At 54.9% G+C, this 18,858-nt stretch carries 19 protein-coding genes; 16 read left to right on the top strand and 3 right to left on the bottom strand.

Going from position 1 to position 18,858, the window contains the following annotated elements:
- The first annotated feature begins 91 nt into the window (after positions 1-91).
- From F6R98_RS03890 to F6R98_RS03865, 6 genes are read left to right on the top strand one after another with little or no spacing between them, the layout of a single operon-like run.
- On the top strand, positions 92-2,911 hold the full coding sequence (locus F6R98_RS03890; protein ID WP_153247858.1) for a tetratricopeptide repeat protein: 2,820 nt from the start codon (positions 92-94) through the stop codon (positions 2,909-2,911).
- The gene (locus tag F6R98_RS03885) at positions 2,908-4,059 is read left to right on the top strand and encodes a 4Fe-4S cluster-binding domain-containing protein (protein ID WP_194270123.1); all 1,152 of its coding nucleotides are present in this window, start codon (positions 2,908-2,910) and stop codon (positions 4,057-4,059) included. Before F6R98_RS03890 ends, F6R98_RS03885 begins: the two co-directional genes overlap by 4 nt.
- Before the next feature lie 5 nt (positions 4,060-4,064).
- Entirely contained in the window at positions 4,065-5,066 is a 1,002-nt protein-coding gene (locus F6R98_RS03880; protein ID WP_153247856.1) for a glycosyltransferase family 9 protein, read from the top strand.
- On the top strand, positions 5,063-6,034 hold the full coding sequence (locus F6R98_RS03875; protein ID WP_153247855.1) for a thiamine pyrophosphate-dependent dehydrogenase E1 component subunit alpha: 972 nt from the start codon (positions 5,063-5,065) through the stop codon (positions 6,032-6,034). Before F6R98_RS03880 ends, F6R98_RS03875 begins: the two co-directional genes overlap by 4 nt.
- The gene (locus F6R98_RS03870; protein WP_153247854.1) at positions 6,027-7,112 is read left to right on the top strand and encodes an alpha-ketoacid dehydrogenase subunit beta; all 1,086 of its coding nucleotides are present in this window, start codon (positions 6,027-6,029) and stop codon (positions 7,110-7,112) included. The genes F6R98_RS03875 and F6R98_RS03870 overlap by 8 nt, the downstream gene beginning before the upstream one ends.
- A 10-nt stretch (positions 7,113-7,122) precedes the next feature.
- On the top strand, positions 7,123-8,226 hold the full coding sequence (locus F6R98_RS03865) for a radical SAM protein (RefSeq protein WP_153247853.1): 1,104 nt from the start codon (positions 7,123-7,125) through the stop codon (positions 8,224-8,226).
- A gap of 123 nt (positions 8,227-8,349) precedes the next feature.
- Here the strand turns inward: F6R98_RS03865 and fliE are convergent, their stop codons facing one another.
- Positions 8,350-8,715 carry a flagellar hook-basal body complex protein FliE gene (gene fliE, locus F6R98_RS03860; RefSeq protein WP_153247852.1) on the bottom strand — a complete coding sequence of 122 codons (366 nt, stop codon included), beginning with the start codon at positions 8,713-8,715 and terminating at the stop codon, positions 8,350-8,352.
- Positions 8,716-8,881: 166 nt separating this feature from the next.
- Between fliE and fliF the strand changes: the two genes are divergently transcribed.
- From fliF to fliJ, 5 genes are read left to right on the top strand one after another with little or no spacing between them, the layout of a single operon-like run.
- Complete coding sequence (fliF, locus tag F6R98_RS03855) at positions 8,882-10,636, top strand: flagellar basal-body MS-ring/collar protein FliF (RefSeq protein WP_153247851.1); 1,755 nt, start codon at positions 8,882-8,884, stop codon at positions 10,634-10,636.
- On the top strand, positions 10,633-11,634 hold the full coding sequence (gene fliG, locus F6R98_RS03850) for a flagellar motor switch protein FliG (RefSeq protein ID WP_153247850.1): 1,002 nt from the start codon (positions 10,633-10,635) through the stop codon (positions 11,632-11,634). The genes fliF and fliG overlap by 4 nt, the downstream gene beginning before the upstream one ends.
- Entirely contained in the window at positions 11,627-12,337 is a 711-nt protein-coding gene (locus F6R98_RS03845) for a flagellar assembly protein FliH (RefSeq protein WP_153247849.1), read from the top strand. The genes fliG and F6R98_RS03845 overlap by 8 nt, the downstream gene beginning before the upstream one ends.
- Entirely contained in the window at positions 12,334-13,752 is a 1,419-nt protein-coding gene (gene fliI / locus F6R98_RS03840) for a flagellar protein export ATPase FliI (RefSeq protein ID WP_153247848.1), read from the top strand. Before F6R98_RS03845 ends, fliI begins: the two co-directional genes overlap by 4 nt.
- 5 nt (positions 13,753-13,757) lie before the next feature.
- The gene (gene fliJ, locus F6R98_RS03835) at positions 13,758-14,207 is read left to right on the top strand and encodes a flagellar export protein FliJ (RefSeq protein ID WP_228125075.1); all 450 of its coding nucleotides are present in this window, start codon (positions 13,758-13,760) and stop codon (positions 14,205-14,207) included.
- A gap of 146 nt (positions 14,208-14,353) precedes the next feature.
- Here the strand turns inward: fliJ and F6R98_RS21500 are convergent, their stop codons facing one another.
- Entirely contained in the window at positions 14,354-14,515 is a 162-nt protein-coding gene (locus tag F6R98_RS21500) for a hypothetical protein (protein WP_194270122.1), read from the bottom strand.
- Between the two features lie 3 nt (positions 14,516-14,518).
- Positions 14,519-14,794, bottom strand: a complete 276-nt coding sequence (locus F6R98_RS21495) for a hypothetical protein (RefSeq protein WP_194270121.1) — start codon at positions 14,792-14,794, stop codon at positions 14,519-14,521.
- A 127-nt stretch (positions 14,795-14,921) separates the two neighbouring features.
- On the opposite strand from F6R98_RS21495, the gene F6R98_RS21490 reads away from it, so the two are divergent.
- The 5 genes from F6R98_RS21490 (at position 14,922) to fliO (ending at position 18,817) form a co-directional block, all read left to right on the top strand.
- Positions 14,922-16,184 (top strand): flagellar hook-length control protein FliK, encoded by a 1,263-nt coding sequence (locus F6R98_RS21490; protein ID WP_194270120.1) that lies wholly within the window; start codon positions 14,922-14,924, stop codon positions 16,182-16,184.
- A gap of 357 nt (positions 16,185-16,541) precedes the next feature.
- Positions 16,542-17,039 carry a flagellar basal body-associated protein FliL gene (gene fliL, locus F6R98_RS03825; RefSeq protein WP_153247845.1) on the top strand — a complete coding sequence of 166 codons (498 nt, stop codon included), beginning with the start codon at positions 16,542-16,544 and terminating at the stop codon, positions 17,037-17,039.
- Positions 17,040-17,053: 14 nt separating this feature from the next.
- Entirely contained in the window at positions 17,054-18,076 is a 1,023-nt protein-coding gene (gene fliM / locus F6R98_RS03820) for a flagellar motor switch protein FliM (protein ID WP_153247844.1), read from the top strand.
- Positions 18,066-18,458, top strand: coding sequence for a flagellar motor switch protein FliN (gene fliN / locus F6R98_RS03815; RefSeq protein WP_153247843.1), 393 nt, complete (start codon positions 18,066-18,068; stop codon positions 18,456-18,458). The genes fliM and fliN overlap by 11 nt, the downstream gene beginning before the upstream one ends.
- Positions 18,455-18,817, top strand: coding sequence for a flagellar biosynthetic protein FliO (gene fliO, locus F6R98_RS03810; protein ID WP_153247842.1), 363 nt, complete (start codon positions 18,455-18,457; stop codon positions 18,815-18,817). The genes fliN and fliO overlap by 4 nt, the downstream gene beginning before the upstream one ends.
- Positions 18,818-18,858: the final 41 nt, after the last annotated feature.

The raw sequence follows: 18,858 nt of genomic DNA, 5'->3' as shown, positions 1-18,858 counted from the left end.
AGGCAATCGATCAACCTGCTCTTGAATTGGGTAATCACTTGCGTAACGCACCAAACTTCCTTCTTACCGCAGATGAGCTGACCATTAGGATATGAAAACAACCGATATGCATCAAACGGCAACAGTTGACCTGCTTCAGGAAGCGCTGGCGCATCATAACGCCGGACATCTGGTCCAGGCAGAAACGATTTACAAGCAAATATTGCAACGACAGCCCGGTCACCCCGATGCGCTGTATCTATCAGGCATGATTGCTTACCAAATGGGAAACACGGTAAGCGCCATCGCCCTGTTTCGCGAGACGCTTAACATAAAACCGGGTTATGCCGAAGCGCATCACTGCCTGGGGCTTGCGCTCAAAGTTCAAGGCGATCTGGATGAGGCAATAGCCTGCTACCGTAGCGCGCTGGAGCTGGAACCGGGTTATGTCGACGCCTACCACAACCTAGGACTGACTCTCAAAATTCAGGGCGAACTGGATGCTGCGGCCGACAGCTACCGGAAAGCGCTAGACCTCAGGCCCGGCTCCGTCGAAACACTCGGTAATCTGGGAAATGTACTCAGGGATCAAGGCAAAACGGACGAAGCGATCGACTACTATCAACAGGCGCTCGCCCTCAAACCGGACTCTGCCGATACGCTATGTAACCTGGGAAATGCGCTTAGAGATCAAGGCAAACTGGATGAGGCGCTTGCGAAATACCTGCAAGCACTCGCGCTCAAGCCCGATTCATCGGAAGTACATTATAACCTGGGGCATACGCTGGGTTCACAAAACAAACCGGATGAAGCGATCGCCAGCTTCCGCAAAGCACTCGCATACCGGCCGGATTATGCCGAGGCTTATAACAATCTCGGAGTTATATTTCACTCGCAAGAAAAACTGAGCGAAGCGGTCGCCGCATACCAACAGTCGATCGCCGTCAAACCGGATTATGCCGAAGCGCATAACAACCTCGGCAATGTATTCAGGGATCAGGGCGAGCATGAGCAAGCCATCGCCAGTTACCGACAGGCGATCGCTATCAAACCGGACTTTGCGGACGCACATCTCAACCTGGGGATCATTTTCTACCGTCAAGGCAAGCTGGACGAAGCTATCGAGAGCTACCGCAACTGCCTCGTATACCAACCGGATTCCGCCGCAACCTATAACCGCCTGGGTATAGCGCAGGCGGATCAAGGGCATGAGGCCGAAGCAATGGCTAGCTATCGGCAGGCTATTGCGTTGAATCCGGACTGTGCGGAAGCGTATGCCAACCTGGGACTTCGCTTGCACAACCAGGGAAAACTGGACGAAGCAATCGCCAGCCACCTTGCGGCGCTCGCTATCAACCCGGACTTTGTCGAAGCTCATCACAACCTCGGATTTGCTCTCCAAACCCAAGGTAAAACGGACGAGGCCATCGCGAGTTACCGGCGTGCGCTCTTTTTCAATCCTGAATTTTTGCAGTCGCTTAACAACCTGGGGTGCCTACTCCAGGGGCAATTCCATCTGGAAGAGGCCTGCGCCCATCACCTGAAGGCGCTCTCTGTCAATCCGGATTATGTCGAAGCCTATATGAACCTGGGAGTAATATACCAGCTGCAAGGCAGGCTGGACGAGGCGATCGCCTGTTGCCGCCGGGCGCTGGAAATCAAGCCGGACTATGTCGAAGTGCATAGCAACCTGATCTTTTTTCTGGATATGGCGGACACGGCTGATTTTGCCGAACTGCATGAAGAGCGCAAGAAATGGGACCAAGTGCACGCGGCGTCCTTATGGCGGCAGGCAGATCATAGCAACGACCCCACCCCCACTCGCCGCCTGCGAATCGGCTATATATCCGCCGATTTCAGGGACCATTCCGCGGTAAGGGTTTTCGGCGGCATGCTGACCCAGTATGACCGTTCGCAATTTGATGTCTTTGCTTACTACAATTTCAAGGAAAGCGAAGACAGATACACCGATTTATTCAAGCAAAGCGTAACGGTTTGGCGCAATATCGCCGAATTATCGGATGATGCTGCGGCGAGCATGATCAGAGAAGACCGGATCGATATTCTGGTCGACTTATCAGGACACAGTGCAAACCACCGCCTGCTGATCTTCGCGCGCAAGCCGGCGCCGATCCAGATAACCGCCTGGGGCTATGCGACGGGTACCGGGATGAGGGCTATGGACGTGTTCCTGACCGACCCGGTGATGGTGCCGCCTGAAGACAAACGCTATTTCGGCGAAGAGATCAGGTATCTGCCAAGCGTGGTAGGATCTTTTTTTGCCGATAACTTCCCGGAAGTGAATGAACTGCCCGCCTTGCCGGACGGAATCGTTACCTTTGGCTCACTCAACCGTTTATCGAAAATATCAACATACGCCTATCATGCATGGGCGGAAGTATTGCTGGCGCTGCCCCAAAGCAGACTGATTCTCAAAACAAGAGAATTGGATGATGCCTTGACCCGAGAACGGATTACCGGACATTTCACCGCTAACGGAGTGGCTGCAGAGAGGATTATCATACGGGGGGGCTCGTCATGGGCAGAGCATATGCAGGCTTATAATCAGATCGACATTGCGCTGGACCCGTTCCCGCATGGCGGCGGGGTAACAGCGCTGGAAGGCCTGATGATGGGAGTGCCGGCGATCACCCTGCGCTGGCCTACCCCGGTAGGAAGACTGTCGGCTTCGATCATGACGACACTTGGATTAACCGATTGGATCGCGGAAAGCCAGGAACAATACGTCGAGCTCGCCGTCCAAAAGGCAAGCGACCTGCAATCCCTGGCCTCTCTCCGCCGGCAACTTCGAGGTATTTTTACTTCATCGGTCATCGGGGATCAGGCCGCATACGCACGAATCGTAGAGCAGGAATACCGGCAGCTATGGCGGGAGTGGTGCACGCGGAAATCGACGGAGGAAACCTTATGACGCTACCAGAACTCAAATTACCCGATACGCTGAACTATGTCGGGGCGTTCCTCACGCTCCAGTGCAATTTGAGCTGCAGCTACTGCATCAACGATCCGGAACAAAAAGGGCAACGCGAAAGTTTATTCCCAATCAAGGCCAAAACGCAGCGAATCTGCCTGACGCCAGACGAATGGACGCGAGCGCTGAACCGCATACCGTACCGTCAGGACCTGCCGATCACCCTGCAAGGCGGCGAACCGATGCTTTACTGGGGCAGCAAAGGGGTAGGCCAGATACTGTCCGGAACCCAGCACTATTTCGACCTGCTCACGAATTTCCCCGTGAAACCCGAAGCTTTCGCCAACAACCTGAACGGACAGCAACACAAGCTTCAACGGGATGCCCCCTACCCATCGATACGCGTCAGTTATCACGCCGAAGAGATGAACCGTGTCTGGCACGGACACGGCTTCGCCGAGCTGGTAGCTCGCTGCGAGGCGCTATCCCGTTATGGCTTTCGCGTGTCTCCGGTCAAAGCCGACAGCGATGTCGGCATCTATATGGTGGCTCACCCCCAAAATCGGTTAACTGCCGAGATGGAAGCGATTTATGCCGGGCGGGTGCCTTTCGAAACCAAGGAATTCCTGGGTCTTCATGACGGTAAGCTTTACGGCCATTACCTCTATCCGTTTTCAACCGATCTGATTGCCGGCGGGATCCACCCAAGGACGCTAAGCTGCGAATGCCGTACAACCGAGTTATTGATCGATCCGCTGGGTTTCGTCTGGGGCTGCCATTTCTACCTTTACCAAAGCTGGGTTAGCGGCGGGCCGCTAAGGGAGTTCGAAGCACTGGAAGCGCAAGACTTCCGGTATAAGGAAAGCGGCGCGGGAATATTTTCCAGCCGGATCCTTGCGCCTGTCGGGCACCTGTTGGACCCTGATTTTGCGATGTCCGACCTGGAAGTTTATCGCGCCTGCCATCAATACGGGCGCTGCATCGGCTGTGACACCAAGATCAAAAACGACCGTTTCCAAAGCTATTACGATCAGGGCATCTCTCATACCTCCGTCGAGATTCGCAATATCCGCATGCCGGAAAGTCTTTATGACAAGATCGACAACCTGGAGCTGGCGAGCCGATTCTTTGCACCCACCGACCGCTGACAATCATGCACGAGACTCAAACAACTGCCGGCGAGAAACTCAAACGCGTGCTCGTCATCAAACCGGGGTATAGCGAGACGCTGGACCCAGATGACAGCGGTATGGTCAGTCTGGGGGATATCCTTCGAACCACGGTGATCCTGCATTTGTTTCCGCCCGAGCATTTTCAGGTCACCTGGCTGGTAGACAAAAAAGGCATACCATTGCTGAAGGGCAACACCCATATCCACCGCTTGCTGACGGTGAACGCATTCACACCGCATTTACTGCTGTCCGAATGGTTCGATATCGTTATCAACTTCGAGAAAGAGCCCGGAATCTGCGCCGTATCCGACCGCATCCCGGCGTGGAGACGCTATGGGTTCAGGCTCGATCCGCAAACGCATTCTGCTGTTGCCTACGACCATGCTGACGAAGCACTGAGCTTTACCACCGATTCGACTGCCAAACGCAAGAAAGCAAAATCCTGGTCAGAAATTCTCTATGAAATGCTGGGACACAAATATACGGGCCAACCCTATTTGCTCGGCTACCGTCCCCGCTCTGAAATCCGCTATGATGTGGGCCTGAATCACCTTATCGGTAAAAAGTTTCCGCTCAAACGTTGGCCTGAAACGCAATGGAAAAGCCTTTATGATAAGCTATCGAAAGAGCACTCGGTTTGCTGGCAGCAGGGTGAAAACGACATGGAAAACTATATAGAATGGATCGCCAGCTGTCGCGTCGTTGTTACCAACGATTCACTTGGCCTGCACATTGCCCTGGCGCTGGGCAAACCCGTGGTAGGTCTTTTCGGGCCAACTATTGCAAGCGAAGTGTCGGGGAAACTTCTCACCAAAATTATGCCGCCTCTCGACTGGGATTGCATACCTTGTCTCGAAACGTTCTGCCCTAAAGAAACACCATGCATAACCCATATTTCAGTGGAAAGCGTTCATCAAGCCGCCCTTGGCCTGCTGGCTGAACAGGCCTGGCCCGCTGTAAACACGAAAGACATAGAACCATGAATAACGCTGCTACCACTGGCCACATAAAGTCACTCTATCGCACGGTGCTGCGTATTCGCCGGGTGGAGGAGGCCATCGCCGAGCATTACGCGGCACAGGAAATGCGCTGTCCGGTACATCTGTCTATCGGTCAGGAAGCGGTGGCGGCGGGAGTATGCGCTACATTGGCAAGTCAGGACGGGGTTTTTAGCAACCATCGGGCCCATGCGCACTACCTCGCCAAAGGCGGCGATCTGACCGCCATGCTGGCTGAACTTTACGGCAAAGCCGAAGGCTGCTGCAAAGGCGTCGGCGGATCGATGCACATGATAGATCTGGCCGCCGGATTCCTGGGCGCCGTGCCTATAGTCGGAGCGACGGTACCCTTGGCGGTCGGCGCCGCCTGGGCGGCAAGCCTGCGTGGCGAAAACAGGATCATTGCCGTGTTTTTTGGAGAAGGTACCTTCGAGGAAGGCGCGGTATTCGAATCCATCAACTTCGCGGCTTTGCACCGACTGCCCGTGCTGTTCGTTTGCGAGAACAATCTCTACGCATGCTATACGCAGCTATCCACGCGCCAGCCGAAACGGCCTATCCATATGGTTGCTGCCGCCAGCGGATGCAAGGCCATGACCGCCGACGGTAACGATGCGATGGCCGTATTCGAGGCCGCAGCCGGCGCAGTTGCCGCCTTGCGCGCAGGAAGCGGTCCGGTATTCATTGAGTGCCCGACCTATCGTTGGAAAGAGCATTGCGGCCCGAATAGTGATGATGCGCTCGGATATCGCCCGGAAACGGAGATAGCCAAGTGGATAGACGCCTGCCCGGTTAAACGGCTTGCCACGGCATTGGGCGCCACGCCCGAAGGTCAAACCTTTGTGGCAAATGCCGAGCGTGAAATCGCCGAGGAAATCGCAACAGCATTCATCGCCGCGCAGGCTGGAGCTGTCCCGCAATACGAAGACTTGCCGAGATATTTGTATGCCTGAAACGAATACAGCCAATACGCGCCAAATAACCCATGCCGAAGCGATTCGTGAGGCGCTGGAGCAGGCCATGGCCGAGGATGAACGCGTAATCCTGATCGGCGAAGGGGTGCCTGATCCCAAGGGAATTTTCGGCACCACTTCAGGTCTCAAGGAACGTTTCGGCGCCTCGCGGGTTTTTGACATGCCGATTGCCGAAAACGGCATGACGGGTATTTGCATCGGCGCAGCCATTTCCGGCTTACGGCCGGTTATGGTGCATCAGCGTATCGATTTCACTCTATTGTGCATGGATCAGCTCGTAAACAACGCAGCCAAATGGCGTTACATGTTCGCCGGACAAGTCAGCGTACCGTTGGTGGTTCGCGCAATAGTTGGCCGAGGGTGGGGGCAGGGACCGCAGCATGCGCAAAGCTTACAGGGTTTGTTCGCCCATGTGCCGGGACTCAAAGTGGTGATGCCGTCAAGCGGACATGATGCGAAGGGAATGTTGCTTGCGGCAATCCGCGATGACAACCCGGTGATTTTTATCGAACATCGCTGGCTGCACGGCATTGCTGACGACGTACCGACACAGCCCTACACCGTCCCCCTCGATAAAGCCGCGATTCGTCGTCATGGCAAGGACGCCACTGTGGTGGCCTTTTCCTTCATGGTGGTCGAGACGCTGCTGGCCGCAACAGCGTTGGCCGAGCTGGGAATCGAGCTTGAAGTAATCGACGCGCGAGCGGTTCGGCCTCTCGATATAGCCACTGTCATTGGATCGGTCAAAAACAGCGGCGTGCTGATTGTAATCGACACGGCATGGAAAACCGGCGGCATTGCCGGCGAATTGGTTGCGAGCGTCACCGAAACGGTATTCGGTTCCTTACGGCGTCCGCCACTACGTATAGCGCTACCGGATATACCCGCACCGACCTCGCACCACCTTAGCAAGGATTACTACCCGGATGCGCTTCACGTTGCCCGCGCAATAGTATCCCACCTCAATGCTGCGGTGCCTGATACCGAGCTCGTCAGCCGACTGTACAGAACCACGCCACACGATGTTCCTCAACGTGAATTTCGCGGCCCTTTCTGAGAAAAATACCATGTCCGACCGCTACGCCATTGACAGTCACAAACTCATCTACCACCCCCGTCGGGTAGCGCAATTTCTCGACGCCGGAGACGACTGGGAGAAGATGAAAACAATCTACCCGCTCTATGTGGAGATATCGCCGGTAGGCGCCTGTAATCACCGTTGCACCTTTTGCGCCGTTGATTACATCGGCTACAAACCTGTCCGCCTGCCTTTGGGAGTCATCGAGCGCGCTTTGACGGAGATGGGCCGGCAAGGCGTGAAGAGCGTGATGTTCGCCGGGGAAGGTGAACCCATGCTGCACCCGGAAATCGACCGCATGGTGATGGCCGCGTCAGCCGCAGGAATCGATACCGCGATGACCACCAACGCTTCCATACTTTCCGACGCTTTTGTCGAGCGCGCATTGCCGTTGATGTCGTGGATCAAGGCATCGGTGAATGCGGGAACCTCGGAAACTTACTCCCGGATCCACCAAACCAAGGAACGCGAATTCGAGCGGGTGCAGGCCAACCTCAAGCGCATGGTGGAGGCGCGCCGTCAGGGCGGCTACTCCTGCGTGCTTGGCGCCCAGATATTGCTGCTGCCGGAAAATGCCGCCGAGGTGGAGAGGCTGGCCCTTATTTGCCGCGACGAGATCGGTTTGGACTATCTGGTGATCAAACCCTATTCTCAACACGCTTTCAGCGTGACCCAACGCTATCAGGATATCGATTATCAAGGCTATGCCGAACTGCAATCACAATTGGCGGCGTTGAATACGGACCGCTTCAATGTAGTCTACCGCGAGAACACCATGAAGAAGCACGACGAGGGCGATGCGCATCGCTATAATCGTTGCCAGGCCACTCCGGCCTTCTGGGCCTATATCATGTCAACCGGAGCGGTGTATGGATGCAGCGCCTATCTACTCGACCCTCGTTTTGAGTACGGCAATATCAATGAATCTCCCTTTCGCGATATTTGGGAGGGTGAAGCCCGCCGCAAAAACTTCCGCTATGTACGCGAAGAACTCGATATCCACGAGTGCCGTCTGAATTGCCGTATGGACGAAGTAAACCGTTACCTCGACAAGCTGGTTAAACAGGATGTGCAGCATATTAATTTCATCTAATGAAGCGGCGCTGACTCAATCAATATACGGAGGCTTCAGCTCCCGGCCAGGTTGTCAGGGATATCGGCTGCTTTGAGAGCATCGGCAAATTTGCGCGTTACAAATGTGACGGCAGCCATGACGCTAAACCGTCATACTCATAATGCTCTGATAAGCCGAAACCAGCCGGTTACGTACCTGCACCGCGGTTTGCAAGGAAATATTCGCTTTTTGCCCGACAATCATCACGTCGGAGATATTGACGCTGTCATCGCCCATCGCAAACTGCTGGCCTATTTTATCCGCCGCCTGCTGGCGCTCATTCACCTGATCAAGCGTCGCCTTCAATACATCGCCAAAATTCACCGGCCCCGCTCCGGCGCCTGACCCGATGGGTGATACGCCGGTCAGTGCAGAGCCCGTGCCGACATCCTGCGTCTGAGCCGCTATGCTGCGTAATTGCGCAACCATGGATTCTATGCTGCTTTGTTCGATTCCACCTACTTTCATATTCCCTCCGCAAGGCGTGAATTAATGGGGACTATAACAAATCCAATCCGATGGATACAGTAGTCTGTGCTTTTTATGTAAAGTGGGTATACTTAGAAGCATGCCTGTATATTCGAACGGTCTTTAATCTCTTTAATCAATCCCCACCGCATGACAACCGATTACCATGGCTAACGACGCCGAACTGATCGAAGTCTCCGCATCCTCGCCCGTTGCGAGCTTTTTTAGCAGCGCCATCGGACGGCAGCTGATCATTACCTTGGGCGTTGCGGCCATCGCGGCTGCGATGGCGGGAGTTTGGCTGTGGGGACAGGAACCCGAATACCGCGTGCTGCTGGCCAACTTCAGCGACCGCGACGGTGGAGCCATCGTCGGCGAACTGCAAAAAATGAACGTTCCCTACAAGTATGCCGAGGGCGGCGGCGCCATACTGGTTCCCGCAGCCCAGGTGCACGATACCCGGCTCAAACTGGCGGCTCAGGGCCTGCCCAAAGGCGGCAACGTCGGCTTCGAACTGATGAGCAACCAGAAAATGGGGGTATCCCAATTTCTGGAGCAGGTGAATTTTCAGCATGCTCTCGAAGGAGAGCTGGCGCGCTCAATCGAAACCATCGGCTCCATTCAATCGGCCCGCATACACCTGGCATTGCCGAAACCCACCGTCTTCACACGCGAACAACAAAAACCGACGGCATCAATCATTATCAACCTGCACCCGGGTCGCTACCTCGATCAGGCCCAGGTCAACGCCATCGTGCATCTCGTCGCCAGCAGCGTTCCGGATCTTCACCCCAAGGGAATCAGCGTCGTCGATCAAAACGGTAATCTGCTGTCCGAACCGATGAACGAGCAAAACAGCTCCGGCCCCAATCCGGCTCAGCTTAAATATATTCATGACGTTCAAAATGACATCGTCAAGCGCATCGAATCGATACTGACGCCCATTGTAGGCGCAGGCAATGTCCGGGCGGAGGCGACTGCGGAAGTCGATTTCAGCCGTAGCGAACAGGCCGCGGAAAACTACAAGCCCAATCCTCCGCCCAACACCGCCATACGCAGCCAGCAATCCAGTGAATCGGTGGGATCTTCGACTACGGCATCAGGCATTCCGGGCGCCCTTTCCAACCAACCGCAAGCGCCGGCTCAATCCAGCGCGCTGATCAATCCGCAACAACCGGACATCTCAGCAGCGCCTCAAACGCCGGTTAACACGCACAAGGACGAGACGACACACTACGAAGTCGACAAAACGGTACAATATATTCAAAGACCCATGGGTGGAATGAAACGACTGACCGTCGCCGTTGTCGTCAACTATCGCAAGCCCGGCGACAACCCTGGCTCACCGGCGCAGGCATTATCGGATGCGGAAACCCAGCAGCTGAACAACCTGGTCAAGGAAGCCATGGGCTACAGCAAGGAGCGCGGCGACTCGTTCAGTATCGTCAACAGTCCGTTCCTGTCGGCTGCGCCAGAAAAGCTGCCCGAGTTGCCTTGGTGGAAACAACCGGAAAACATCGCATTGGCAAAAGAGGTTGCGCGCTATCTGCTGCTGGGTATCATCATACTGGTACTGTACCGGCGCGCGCTCAAACCGCTGCTGGCCCGCTTGAATGACGTCATGTTCCCACCACCGCCGACTCCAGCGCTCCCTGCCGGACAGGAAGCAGGGGAAGTAGCACCCGAAACAGGCGAGCCAGGCCTGGCTGCGCTGCAAACCCAGTTGACGCAGCAAGTGGAGGCGGAAGAAGAAATTGACGAGCTCACCGGACAGCCGCGATCCGAGCGCCCCACCCTCTACCAGGAAAAACTCAAAAGAACCAGAGAACTGGCCCGTAACGAACCGCGCCTGGTCGCGCAGATTATCCAGGGCTGGTTAAACGCCAAACCTGAAGAAGAGAAAGAAAAGGTGAAAAAATGATCGACGGAGTCCAGAAAAGCGCCATTCTGATGCTTACCATCGGCCAGGACGACGCAGCAGAGGTCATCAAGTTTCTGCAGCCCAAGGAGGTTCAAAAGCTGGGCGAAGTCATGGCCGGAATGAGATCCGTCATGCAGGATCAAATGGAAGAAGTCATTTTCGATTTTGACAGCCAGGTAAAAGGCCTGGTGCCGCTGACGGTGGATGCCGATGACTTCATACGTGGCGTATTAACTCAGGCGCTGGGCGAGGACAAGGCTGCGTCCATGCTGCACCGCATCATGGGAGGCGGCAGCGACGTAAGCGGTATCGAAGGCCTGAAATGGATGGACCCCGCAGCAGTCGCCGAATTAATCAATAACGAACACCCGCAGGTCATCGCGACCATACTGGTGCATCTCGAACGCTTCCACGCCTGCGAAATTCTCACACATTTAAACGAACGGCTCCGTAACGATGTCATACTGCGCATCGTCACCCTGGAAGGCATACAGCCCTTCGCGTTGCGCGAACTGAACGAAGTCATGACAAAATTGTTGACCAACAGCGGCGGCATGAGAAAGTGGGAGATGGGAGGAACGCGCGCGGTAGCGGAAATACTCAACTTTATCGCCCCCAGCGATACCGAACGCGGCCTGATTCAGCACATCAGGGAATACGACGAAGACCTGGCGCAAAAAGTTATAGACGAGATGTTTGTCTTCGACGACCTGGTCGACTTCGATGACCGCAGCATGCAGATCATCATACGCGAAGTGCCGCAGGACGCACTACTGATCGCGTTGAAAGGCGCACCGCCGGAACTCCGCGAAAAAGTCTTCAAGAACATGTCGCAACGCGCCGCGGCGGCCATGCGCGAAGAGCTTGATCTGATGGGGCCGGTGCGCATCAGCGATGTGACCGCACGTCAAAGAGACATACTGGTAATCGTCAGGCGTCTGGTGGACGAAGATCAGGTCATCATGCCAAGACAAGGCCTGGAGGACGGCTATGTCTAACTACGTGCGCTGGTCCATGCAAAGCCTCGAAACGCCTCGGCATGAAGATAGCAAAGAAGACATCGAACTGCTGCGGCGCCAGAAAGAAACCGAAATAGCCATAGCGGAGGGACGGCAGCAAGGTTACAACGAAGGCAAGCAACAAGGCTACTCGGACGGATACAACAGCGGCCATGAACAGGGCATGAGCGAAGGAATGGCCGAAGGCCGTAGACTGGGGGAAGCATCCGCAACGCAAATCATGGCGATTATGGAGAGCTTCCAGGCCGAACGAGAGCATGCGGACGAATTGATCGCTCAGGATCTGCAAACCCTGGCACTGGACCTCACCCGCGCCATACTAAAAACCGCGCTCCCGGTACATCCGGAGTTATTGCTCCCGCTAATAAATGGGCTGGTTCGCGACACCTACAGTAAAGGCGGAGCACAATTACACCTGCATCCCGATGATCTGGCCTTGCTAAAACATCACATGGGAGAAGAACTGGAACAGGCATCGTGGAAACTGAGCGCCAATCCGAATATGGAACGCGGCGGCTGCTTGCTGGAAACCCCGGATACGCAAGTCGATGCATCGCTGTCAACACGCTGGCGCCGGCTCGCCCTCGCTTTGGGAGGCAATACCGAGTGGCTGGTGGAGCGTGAGCGCCGGAAAACTCCGGAAAGCATCTCGCGCCAGATTGTAGGAGGAGGCGCGGAATGACTGACGGCGTAAACGCCAGTCCACCACCTACCCTGCACCGCTGGGCGCGTGGTTTTGCGGCAACGCACGCAAGACTGAACGGGCTGGATACGATACGAACTTCGGGACGTATCACACGCGTTACCGGGCTGGTCATGGAAGCAGTCGGCTTGCAACTGCCCATAGGCGCAGCTTGCTCGATACCCATGCCCAACGGCAACAACGTCGACGCAGAAGTGGTCGGCTTCGAAGGAAACACCCTGTTTCTGATGCCGCACAGTGAAGTCGAGGGCATACTTCCAGGCACACCGGTCTACGTGCAGGAATACGCCTGCCTCCCTCCGTCGGCGCGGGAGCTGGACGAGGGCGCCTCCCCGGTCAACAGCCACGCAAGACGCCTGCCGGTCGGCATGGCCTTGCTCGGACGCGTACTTGATGGCGCTGGCAAACCGCTTGACGGAGGCGGCCCCATACATACTGAGCAATTGGCGCAGCTGACCGGGCGCATCATCAACCCGCTCGCGCGAACGCCGATTACCGAAATAGCCGATGTAGGCGTACGCGCCATTAACGGCCTGCTGACTGTCGGACGCGGGCAACGCATGGGCCTGTTTGCCGGTTCAGGCGTTGGCAAAAGCGTTCTGCTGGCAATGATGGCGCGTTATACCACCGCAGATATTATCGTGGTTGGCCTGATAGGCGAACGCGGACGCGAAGTCAAAGAATTCATAGAGCACAACCTGGGCGAAGAAGGCTTGGCGCGCTCGGTGGTTATCGCCGCGCCGGCGGACGCGCCGCCGTTACTGCGGTTGCAGGGCGCCAGCTATGCCACCGCTATCGCGGAATTTTTTCGCGACGAGGGCCATGATGTGCTCCTCATCATGGATTCCTTAACCCGCTACGCCATGGCGCAACGTGAAATTGCACTCTCGCTGGGCGAGCCGCCCGCAACCAAAGGCTACCCGCCGTCGGTTTTCGCAAAGCTCCCTGCACTGGTGGAGCGGGCCGGCAACGGCATGGAAGGCGGCGGCTCCATTACCGCCTTTTACACCGTGCTGACCGAAGGCGACGACCAACAGGACCCAATTGCCGATGCGGCGCGCGCCATTCTCGACGGACATATCGTACTGAACCGGTCGCTGGCGGAAAGCGGACATTATCCTGCCATTGATGTCGAACAGTCGATCAGCCGCGTCATGCAGGCAATTACCACGCCCGAACACCTGAATCTCGCACGCCGCCTGAAACAATTATATTCGCGTTACGAACGCGCGCGCGATCTGATTCGCGTCGGCGCCTACGTTGCGGGTACCGACCCCGTACTGGACGAAGCCATTCACCGGCGCGACGACATTGCGGCCTATTTGCAGCAAGGCATAAACGAACGCTCCGACGTGACAGAATCCCTTTCCCGACTATCTGCACTATTTGCTTGATCATTATGGTGGAAAACTCATCGCTCGCGACACTGGTTGAACTGGCCGCTCGTGAAGCGGAACAAACGGCAGTGCGCATGAGCGACGCCATAAGGGAAAAAGAGGTTGCGGCAAACAAATTGGCTGTGCTTGAACAATATAGAGAAGAATACCGCGATATTTGCGCTGCGCGCATGGTGGAAGGACTTTCTATACTGGAGTACAGCAACTTTCAGGCTTTTATGGCAAATATGGATCGCACCATCGCCGGACAACAGCAGATTGTCGAGAAAATACAGGAGCGTGTGGATAACGCGCGCGGTGTCTGGCAGGCGGCGGAACGTAAACGCCTGTCCTTCGACGTATTGCAGGCACAGGAAGAAAAAAAGCGTCTGCATCGAGAAAATCGCCTTGATCAAAAGCTGATGGACGAGTATGCTTCACTAACAAAGCAGCATCGAAAAAATTCACGTTAGTGAGGTGCGCAGATGGTTACAATCGCTGTTAATCCGTTAAATACCCCCCCAGCCAGCTCTGGTATCAGTTCGTTTTCAAATGAAAACACTTCTGTCGGCGCAGGTCTGGACTTCAGTCAAATACTTTCCGGTCAGCTGAGCAGTAATCAGCACGGCTCAAACGCCCAGGCGCAGCCAACAAGCCAGGTCAACACAAACGCCCAGGCAGCAGGAACTCCCGCGCCGACTTCGAACAATGCATCGCCAGCGTCCAATGCGGCGACTACGTCCAATACTTCGAAAACGCCGGATACATCAACAGTTTCCAATTCTCAAAAAACGCCGAACGCATCAACGACTTCCAATACGCAGACATTACCCGATGCTTCAACAACGGCTGATGCAGCGACAGCGTCCAATTCATCAACGACGCCTGATGCAGCGACCGCGTCCGATGTATCTACGACGCTTAACGCCGCAGCCACGTCCAATATATCAACGTCGCCGGCAACGTCTACTGCCGCAACGGCAATTGCCGATATCGCCGCTGTTACGCCAATCGTGGTCGCAACGCCTACTGATACGATTACTTCCAGTGTATCCGACACGAATCAGACGACAACGTCTTTACCCCCCAATACTGCCGCGACTGCCGGAAAAACTTCTCGCTCACAACATACGGCATCCGGCTCTGCCGCTCAGCGGCAAACTGCCGGTGATATTTCCAATACGACGATGACGAAGCAGGCCGACGAGCAATCAGGGGTTACTCAATCGGCAACAACGCCAACTGCAGTGTCCGCTTCTACATCGCCGGCTGACATGACGCCGGTTTCCCGCGCAACGGCCATCGCCGCGCTGATGGACAGCGTCGCCAGCATGGTCGGAAGCGCCCAGGTTTCCGGATCGGCAACAAACGCAGCGCCGCAAAATAAGAATCCGGCTACGCAGAATCCAGGCGATGGCGCACAAGAAGCCGACGCTGCCAACAAACAGAATGCGGTAGCCACGGCACTGCCGCCGGATGCCGTGACCATAGCTACCGCCGCCTTGCAAAATACCGCCCTGAGTTATCAGCAGACTACCAGTGGGAAAACGGCAAAAACAGCGTCTGAGCAAACATCACCCGCGAGTCTGGAGGGAAACAGCGCGGTTTCGTCAGCCTCACTCAAAGCAGCTCAGGCGACTCAGCCACTGACGGGTTTATCAGTCCCGGTCGCCAGTACACCGGCACCCGGCAAAGCATCCGTTCAGAACGCGCCAGCAGCGAATAATAGCTTATCCCAGGCAACAACGCCAACCGACCGAAATGCGGTCATGGCAGATTCATCCGCATCCTCGGAATCCGCTGCTGTACAAAATGCAGCATCCATCGTACAGCACATGGCATCAACGGAAGCTAATACGCCCAGCGTCGCCACCGCCACGACGCACCAGGTCGGTGTCGGTTTGAACGCCCAACAAACCGACGGCATGGTCGCGCTGGGAACAATAGTTCCGCAAAGCCAGATCAACGCTTCTTCAGTGGTATCAGGCGCCAGCGACAGCCTGCGCCCTCCTGTAGGCAGCCAGGACTGGAACACGGCGCTGAGTCAGCAGGTTGCTTGGATGGCGAACAGCCAGCAGCAAACCGCTACTTTAACGCTAAACCCGCCTGACCTTGGGCCTATGCGTATCGTGCTCAATTTATCCGACAATACCCACCAATTGGGCGCATCATTTCTCGCCGCCCACCCTGAAACGCGTGCAGCGCTTGAAGCCGCCATGCCGCGCCTGCGGGAAATGCTGGATAGCGCCGGCATACAACTCGGACAAACCAGCGTAGGCTCAGGGGACACGCCGTCCAGTAACTGGGCCGGCAACAACCGCCCACAGTCACAGTCACAATCTTTTTTTTCCGGCGATAATGGTGAGTTGGTAACCGGCGTAGAAACTCTCGTCACGCCGCAGATCAATCAACAAAGCGCGGGAATAGGCTTGATCGATACGCATGTTTAAAGCTGTCGGTAGTTGCCGGTCTGAGAAAATGCAGCCAGGGGTACCGGCATGCACAGAGATATAAGGTTGATTAAGCTATTCAATTGAACCCTTCGGCGTGTGTCCTTTTCGACCTGCCGAAGGGTTCATACCCCCTAAACAACGAGGACTCAACCGGCGAGTACACTTGTAATTCAATCGGCTAACCCATACATCAATACCGCTACAATTAAAATCTTTAACTCGCTCAAACGACCGAAAGAAAGGCTGACACCCAGGTAACCATTGACTGTAACCGTTAAATATCGTTATTCTGTTCTGTGGTCTTTGATGAAGCTTGTAATATCGGATTTACTCCACGGATAATGATCGGCAATTATGGAACTACTCGAACTCGATGATGAACCGTTAAACAAACGCGACAAGTTTCGTAAACCCTTGCTGATCGGACTGGCGGTGCTTGTTTTGCTGGCGGCCGTAGGCGGGGGTGTCTGGTACTTTGTTTCACGCAGCCCTGCTGTTCCCGAGCAGGAAAGTACTGAAAAGGAAACGTCTACAGCAGCGCCGGTTTTCTTTACCCTGGAGCCGTTCATTGTCAACCTTCAGCCCAGTCCTATCGGCAAACGAATGCAGATCACATTATCATTACAGGTCAGCGATGAAGAACAGGCGGAGAAGCTGAAGCAATTCAATCCTGAAGTCAGAAGCCGATTGTTGATATTGCTGTCCAGTAAAGCGGGGTCCGATATATCGACAACCGAAGGCAAAACGGTACTGGCCAATGAAATAATCGAACAGATCAACCAGCCGTTTACCGGACGCAAAGACGCGCAGGAAGTTACAGCGGTTTTCTTTACGTCGTTTGTGATTCAATAAAGGTAAGCGGCACAATGGATGCAATGCTCTCGCAGGATGAAGTCGACCTGCTTCTCAAGGGGGTAACGAACGAGCCCGATGACATACCTGATCAGGGCAACGAATACCCGGACGGCGTCAGGCCTTACAATTTAGCGACCCAGGAACGTATTGTCCGTGGGCGCATGCCTACGCTGGAAATGATCAACGATCGTTTCAACCGCCTGCTAAAGCAGGAAATGTTCGGGTTACTGCGGCGGAATATAGAAATATCCCGTCAAATGCTTAATGTCACCAAGTACGGCGACTTTATACGCGGCTTGGTCGTACCCAGCAACTTTAATTTGATTTATGTCAAACCGCTGGTCGGGCAAGCCTTGATAGTGATGGAACCTACGTTAATATTCATGTGCGTAGATACCTTGTTCGGCGGCGATGGGCGTTTTACCATGCGGGTGGAAGGACGCGATTTCACCGAAACCGAACAGCGTATTATCCAGCGCATTATCGATCTTATTTTCGACTGCTACACCAAATGCTGGGAACCGGTATATCCGGTCGAGTTCGTTTATCAGCGTTCGGAAATGCACACCCAGTTCGTCAATATCGCCACGCCCAACGAGCCGGTGATTACCGCCAGCTTTACCTTGGACGCAGGAGAGGCAGGGGGCGGAAAAATGCATATCTGCTTTCCGTACACCATGCTGGAACCGCTCAGGGAAATTCTGGCCAGCAGCGTGCAGGGCGAGTCCATAACCGGCAGTAATCGCTGGATGAATCAGCTATCGCACCAGATCCGGGCTGCCGAACTGGAGATAATAGCCGACCTGGGTTCGGTCAGACTCAGAATGGAAGATATCGTAAACATGAAAGTAGGGGATATTATCCCTTTCGAAGTACCGGAAATCATCATCGCAAAAATAAACGGTGTGCCGGTTTCTGAATGCAGCTATGGGATATTTAACGGTCATCGCGCAATACGCATAAAAAACATGCTATCAATCAATGATATAGAAGCAACCCACGCCATAGTACAAGAGGCTAAGTATGGCTACTGAAGATATATCTTTAGAAGATGAATTTGCCGCCGCGCTCGCCGAACAAGCGCGTCAAACTGCGCCTGCCGCCATGCCGTTTCAGGAGCTTAAGAGCGCCGCAGATAAAGCGGACGAAAACTCGCAGGATCTGGATTTTATTCTTGATATCCCCATTCAAATGACAGTTGAGTTGGGACGCACCAAAATCACAATTAAAAATCTGCTGCATCTGGCTCAAGGATCGGTGGTTGAACTGGACGGCTTGGCGGGCGAACCCATGGATGTGCTGGTGAACGGTTTTCTGATCGCTCAGGGAGAAGTTGTCGTCGTCAACGACAAATTCGGTATCCGTATGACGGATATCATCACTCCGGCCGAGCGTATCCGTAAACTGAACAAATGAGCCCGAACGGCGTCTTTACTTCCACTGCGACAGATTCTTTGCAAATGCTGGCTGGACTCGTTCTTGTTCTGGCTTTTATTGCCGTATTCGCGTGGTCGCTTCGACGCTTGCACTTCATGAACGCCCGCAACGGCATGGCAGCCAAGGTTGTAGGCACACTGGCGTTGGGTTCTCGCGAGCGCATAGCGATAGTCGAAATCGCAAACCAATGGCTGGTTATCGGCATTACTCCGGGGCGCATGTGCATGCTGGCCAAGTTGCCGCGTCAGGAGTTAACGCCCGACCCACCGGCAGCCGTTGTCGCCGGCGATTTTTCCTCCTGGTTGTCTCGATATATGGACAAACCCAATGCGGAGTAAAAAAATTTGCGTTTTAGCTCCATTGCTGACCGCGTTGCTAT

The sequence above is a fragment of the Candidatus Methylospira mobilis genome, assembly GCF_009498235.1.
Classification (GTDB): Bacteria; Pseudomonadota; Gammaproteobacteria; order Methylococcales; family Methylococcaceae; genus Methylospira; species Methylospira mobilis.
The sequence above is the reverse complement of the archived record's forward strand: the minus strand, read 5'-3'. Positions and strand labels throughout refer to the sequence as shown.

What these genes read in the sequence shown, in the direction of transcription:
- fliM (WP_153247844.1), top strand. Translation starts at nt 17,054, where the DNA reads ATGGATGCAATGCTCTCGCAGGATGAAGTCGACCTGCTTCTCAAGGGG.
- fliE (WP_153247852.1), bottom strand. Translation starts at nt 8,715, where the DNA reads ATGAAAGTAGGTGGAATCGAACAAAGCAGCATAGAATCCATGGTTGCG.
- F6R98_RS03875 (WP_153247855.1), top strand. Translation starts at nt 5,063, where the DNA reads ATGAATAACGCTGCTACCACTGGCCACATAAAGTCACTCTATCGCACG.
- fliI (WP_153247848.1), top strand. Translation starts at nt 12,334, where the DNA reads ATGACTGACGGCGTAAACGCCAGTCCACCACCTACCCTGCACCGCTGG.
- F6R98_RS03845 (WP_153247849.1), top strand. Translation starts at nt 11,627, where the DNA reads ATGTCTAACTACGTGCGCTGGTCCATGCAAAGCCTCGAAACGCCTCGG.
- F6R98_RS03890 (WP_153247858.1), top strand. Translation starts at nt 92, where the DNA reads ATGAAAACAACCGATATGCATCAAACGGCAACAGTTGACCTGCTTCAG.
- fliN (WP_153247843.1), top strand. Translation starts at nt 18,066, where the DNA reads ATGGCTACTGAAGATATATCTTTAGAAGATGAATTTGCCGCCGCGCTC.
- F6R98_RS03880 (WP_153247856.1), top strand. Translation starts at nt 4,065, where the DNA reads ATGCACGAGACTCAAACAACTGCCGGCGAGAAACTCAAACGCGTGCTC.
- F6R98_RS03865 (WP_153247853.1), top strand. Translation starts at nt 7,123, where the DNA reads ATGTCCGACCGCTACGCCATTGACAGTCACAAACTCATCTACCACCCC.
- F6R98_RS03870 (WP_153247854.1), top strand. Translation starts at nt 6,027, where the DNA reads ATGCCTGAAACGAATACAGCCAATACGCGCCAAATAACCCATGCCGAA.
- F6R98_RS03885 (WP_194270123.1), top strand. Translation starts at nt 2,908, where the DNA reads ATGACGCTACCAGAACTCAAATTACCCGATACGCTGAACTATGTCGGG.
- fliO (WP_153247842.1), top strand. Translation starts at nt 18,455, where the DNA reads ATGAGCCCGAACGGCGTCTTTACTTCCACTGCGACAGATTCTTTGCAA.
- F6R98_RS21490 (WP_194270120.1), top strand. Translation starts at nt 14,922, where the DNA reads ATGACGAAGCAGGCCGACGAGCAATCAGGGGTTACTCAATCGGCAACA.
- fliG (WP_153247850.1), top strand. Translation starts at nt 10,633, where the DNA reads ATGATCGACGGAGTCCAGAAAAGCGCCATTCTGATGCTTACCATCGGC.
- fliF (WP_153247851.1), top strand. Translation starts at nt 8,882, where the DNA reads ATGGCTAACGACGCCGAACTGATCGAAGTCTCCGCATCCTCGCCCGTT.
- fliJ (WP_228125075.1), top strand. Translation starts at nt 13,758, where the DNA reads ATGGTGGAAAACTCATCGCTCGCGACACTGGTTGAACTGGCCGCTCGT.
- fliL (WP_153247845.1), top strand. Translation starts at nt 16,542, where the DNA reads ATGGAACTACTCGAACTCGATGATGAACCGTTAAACAAACGCGACAAG.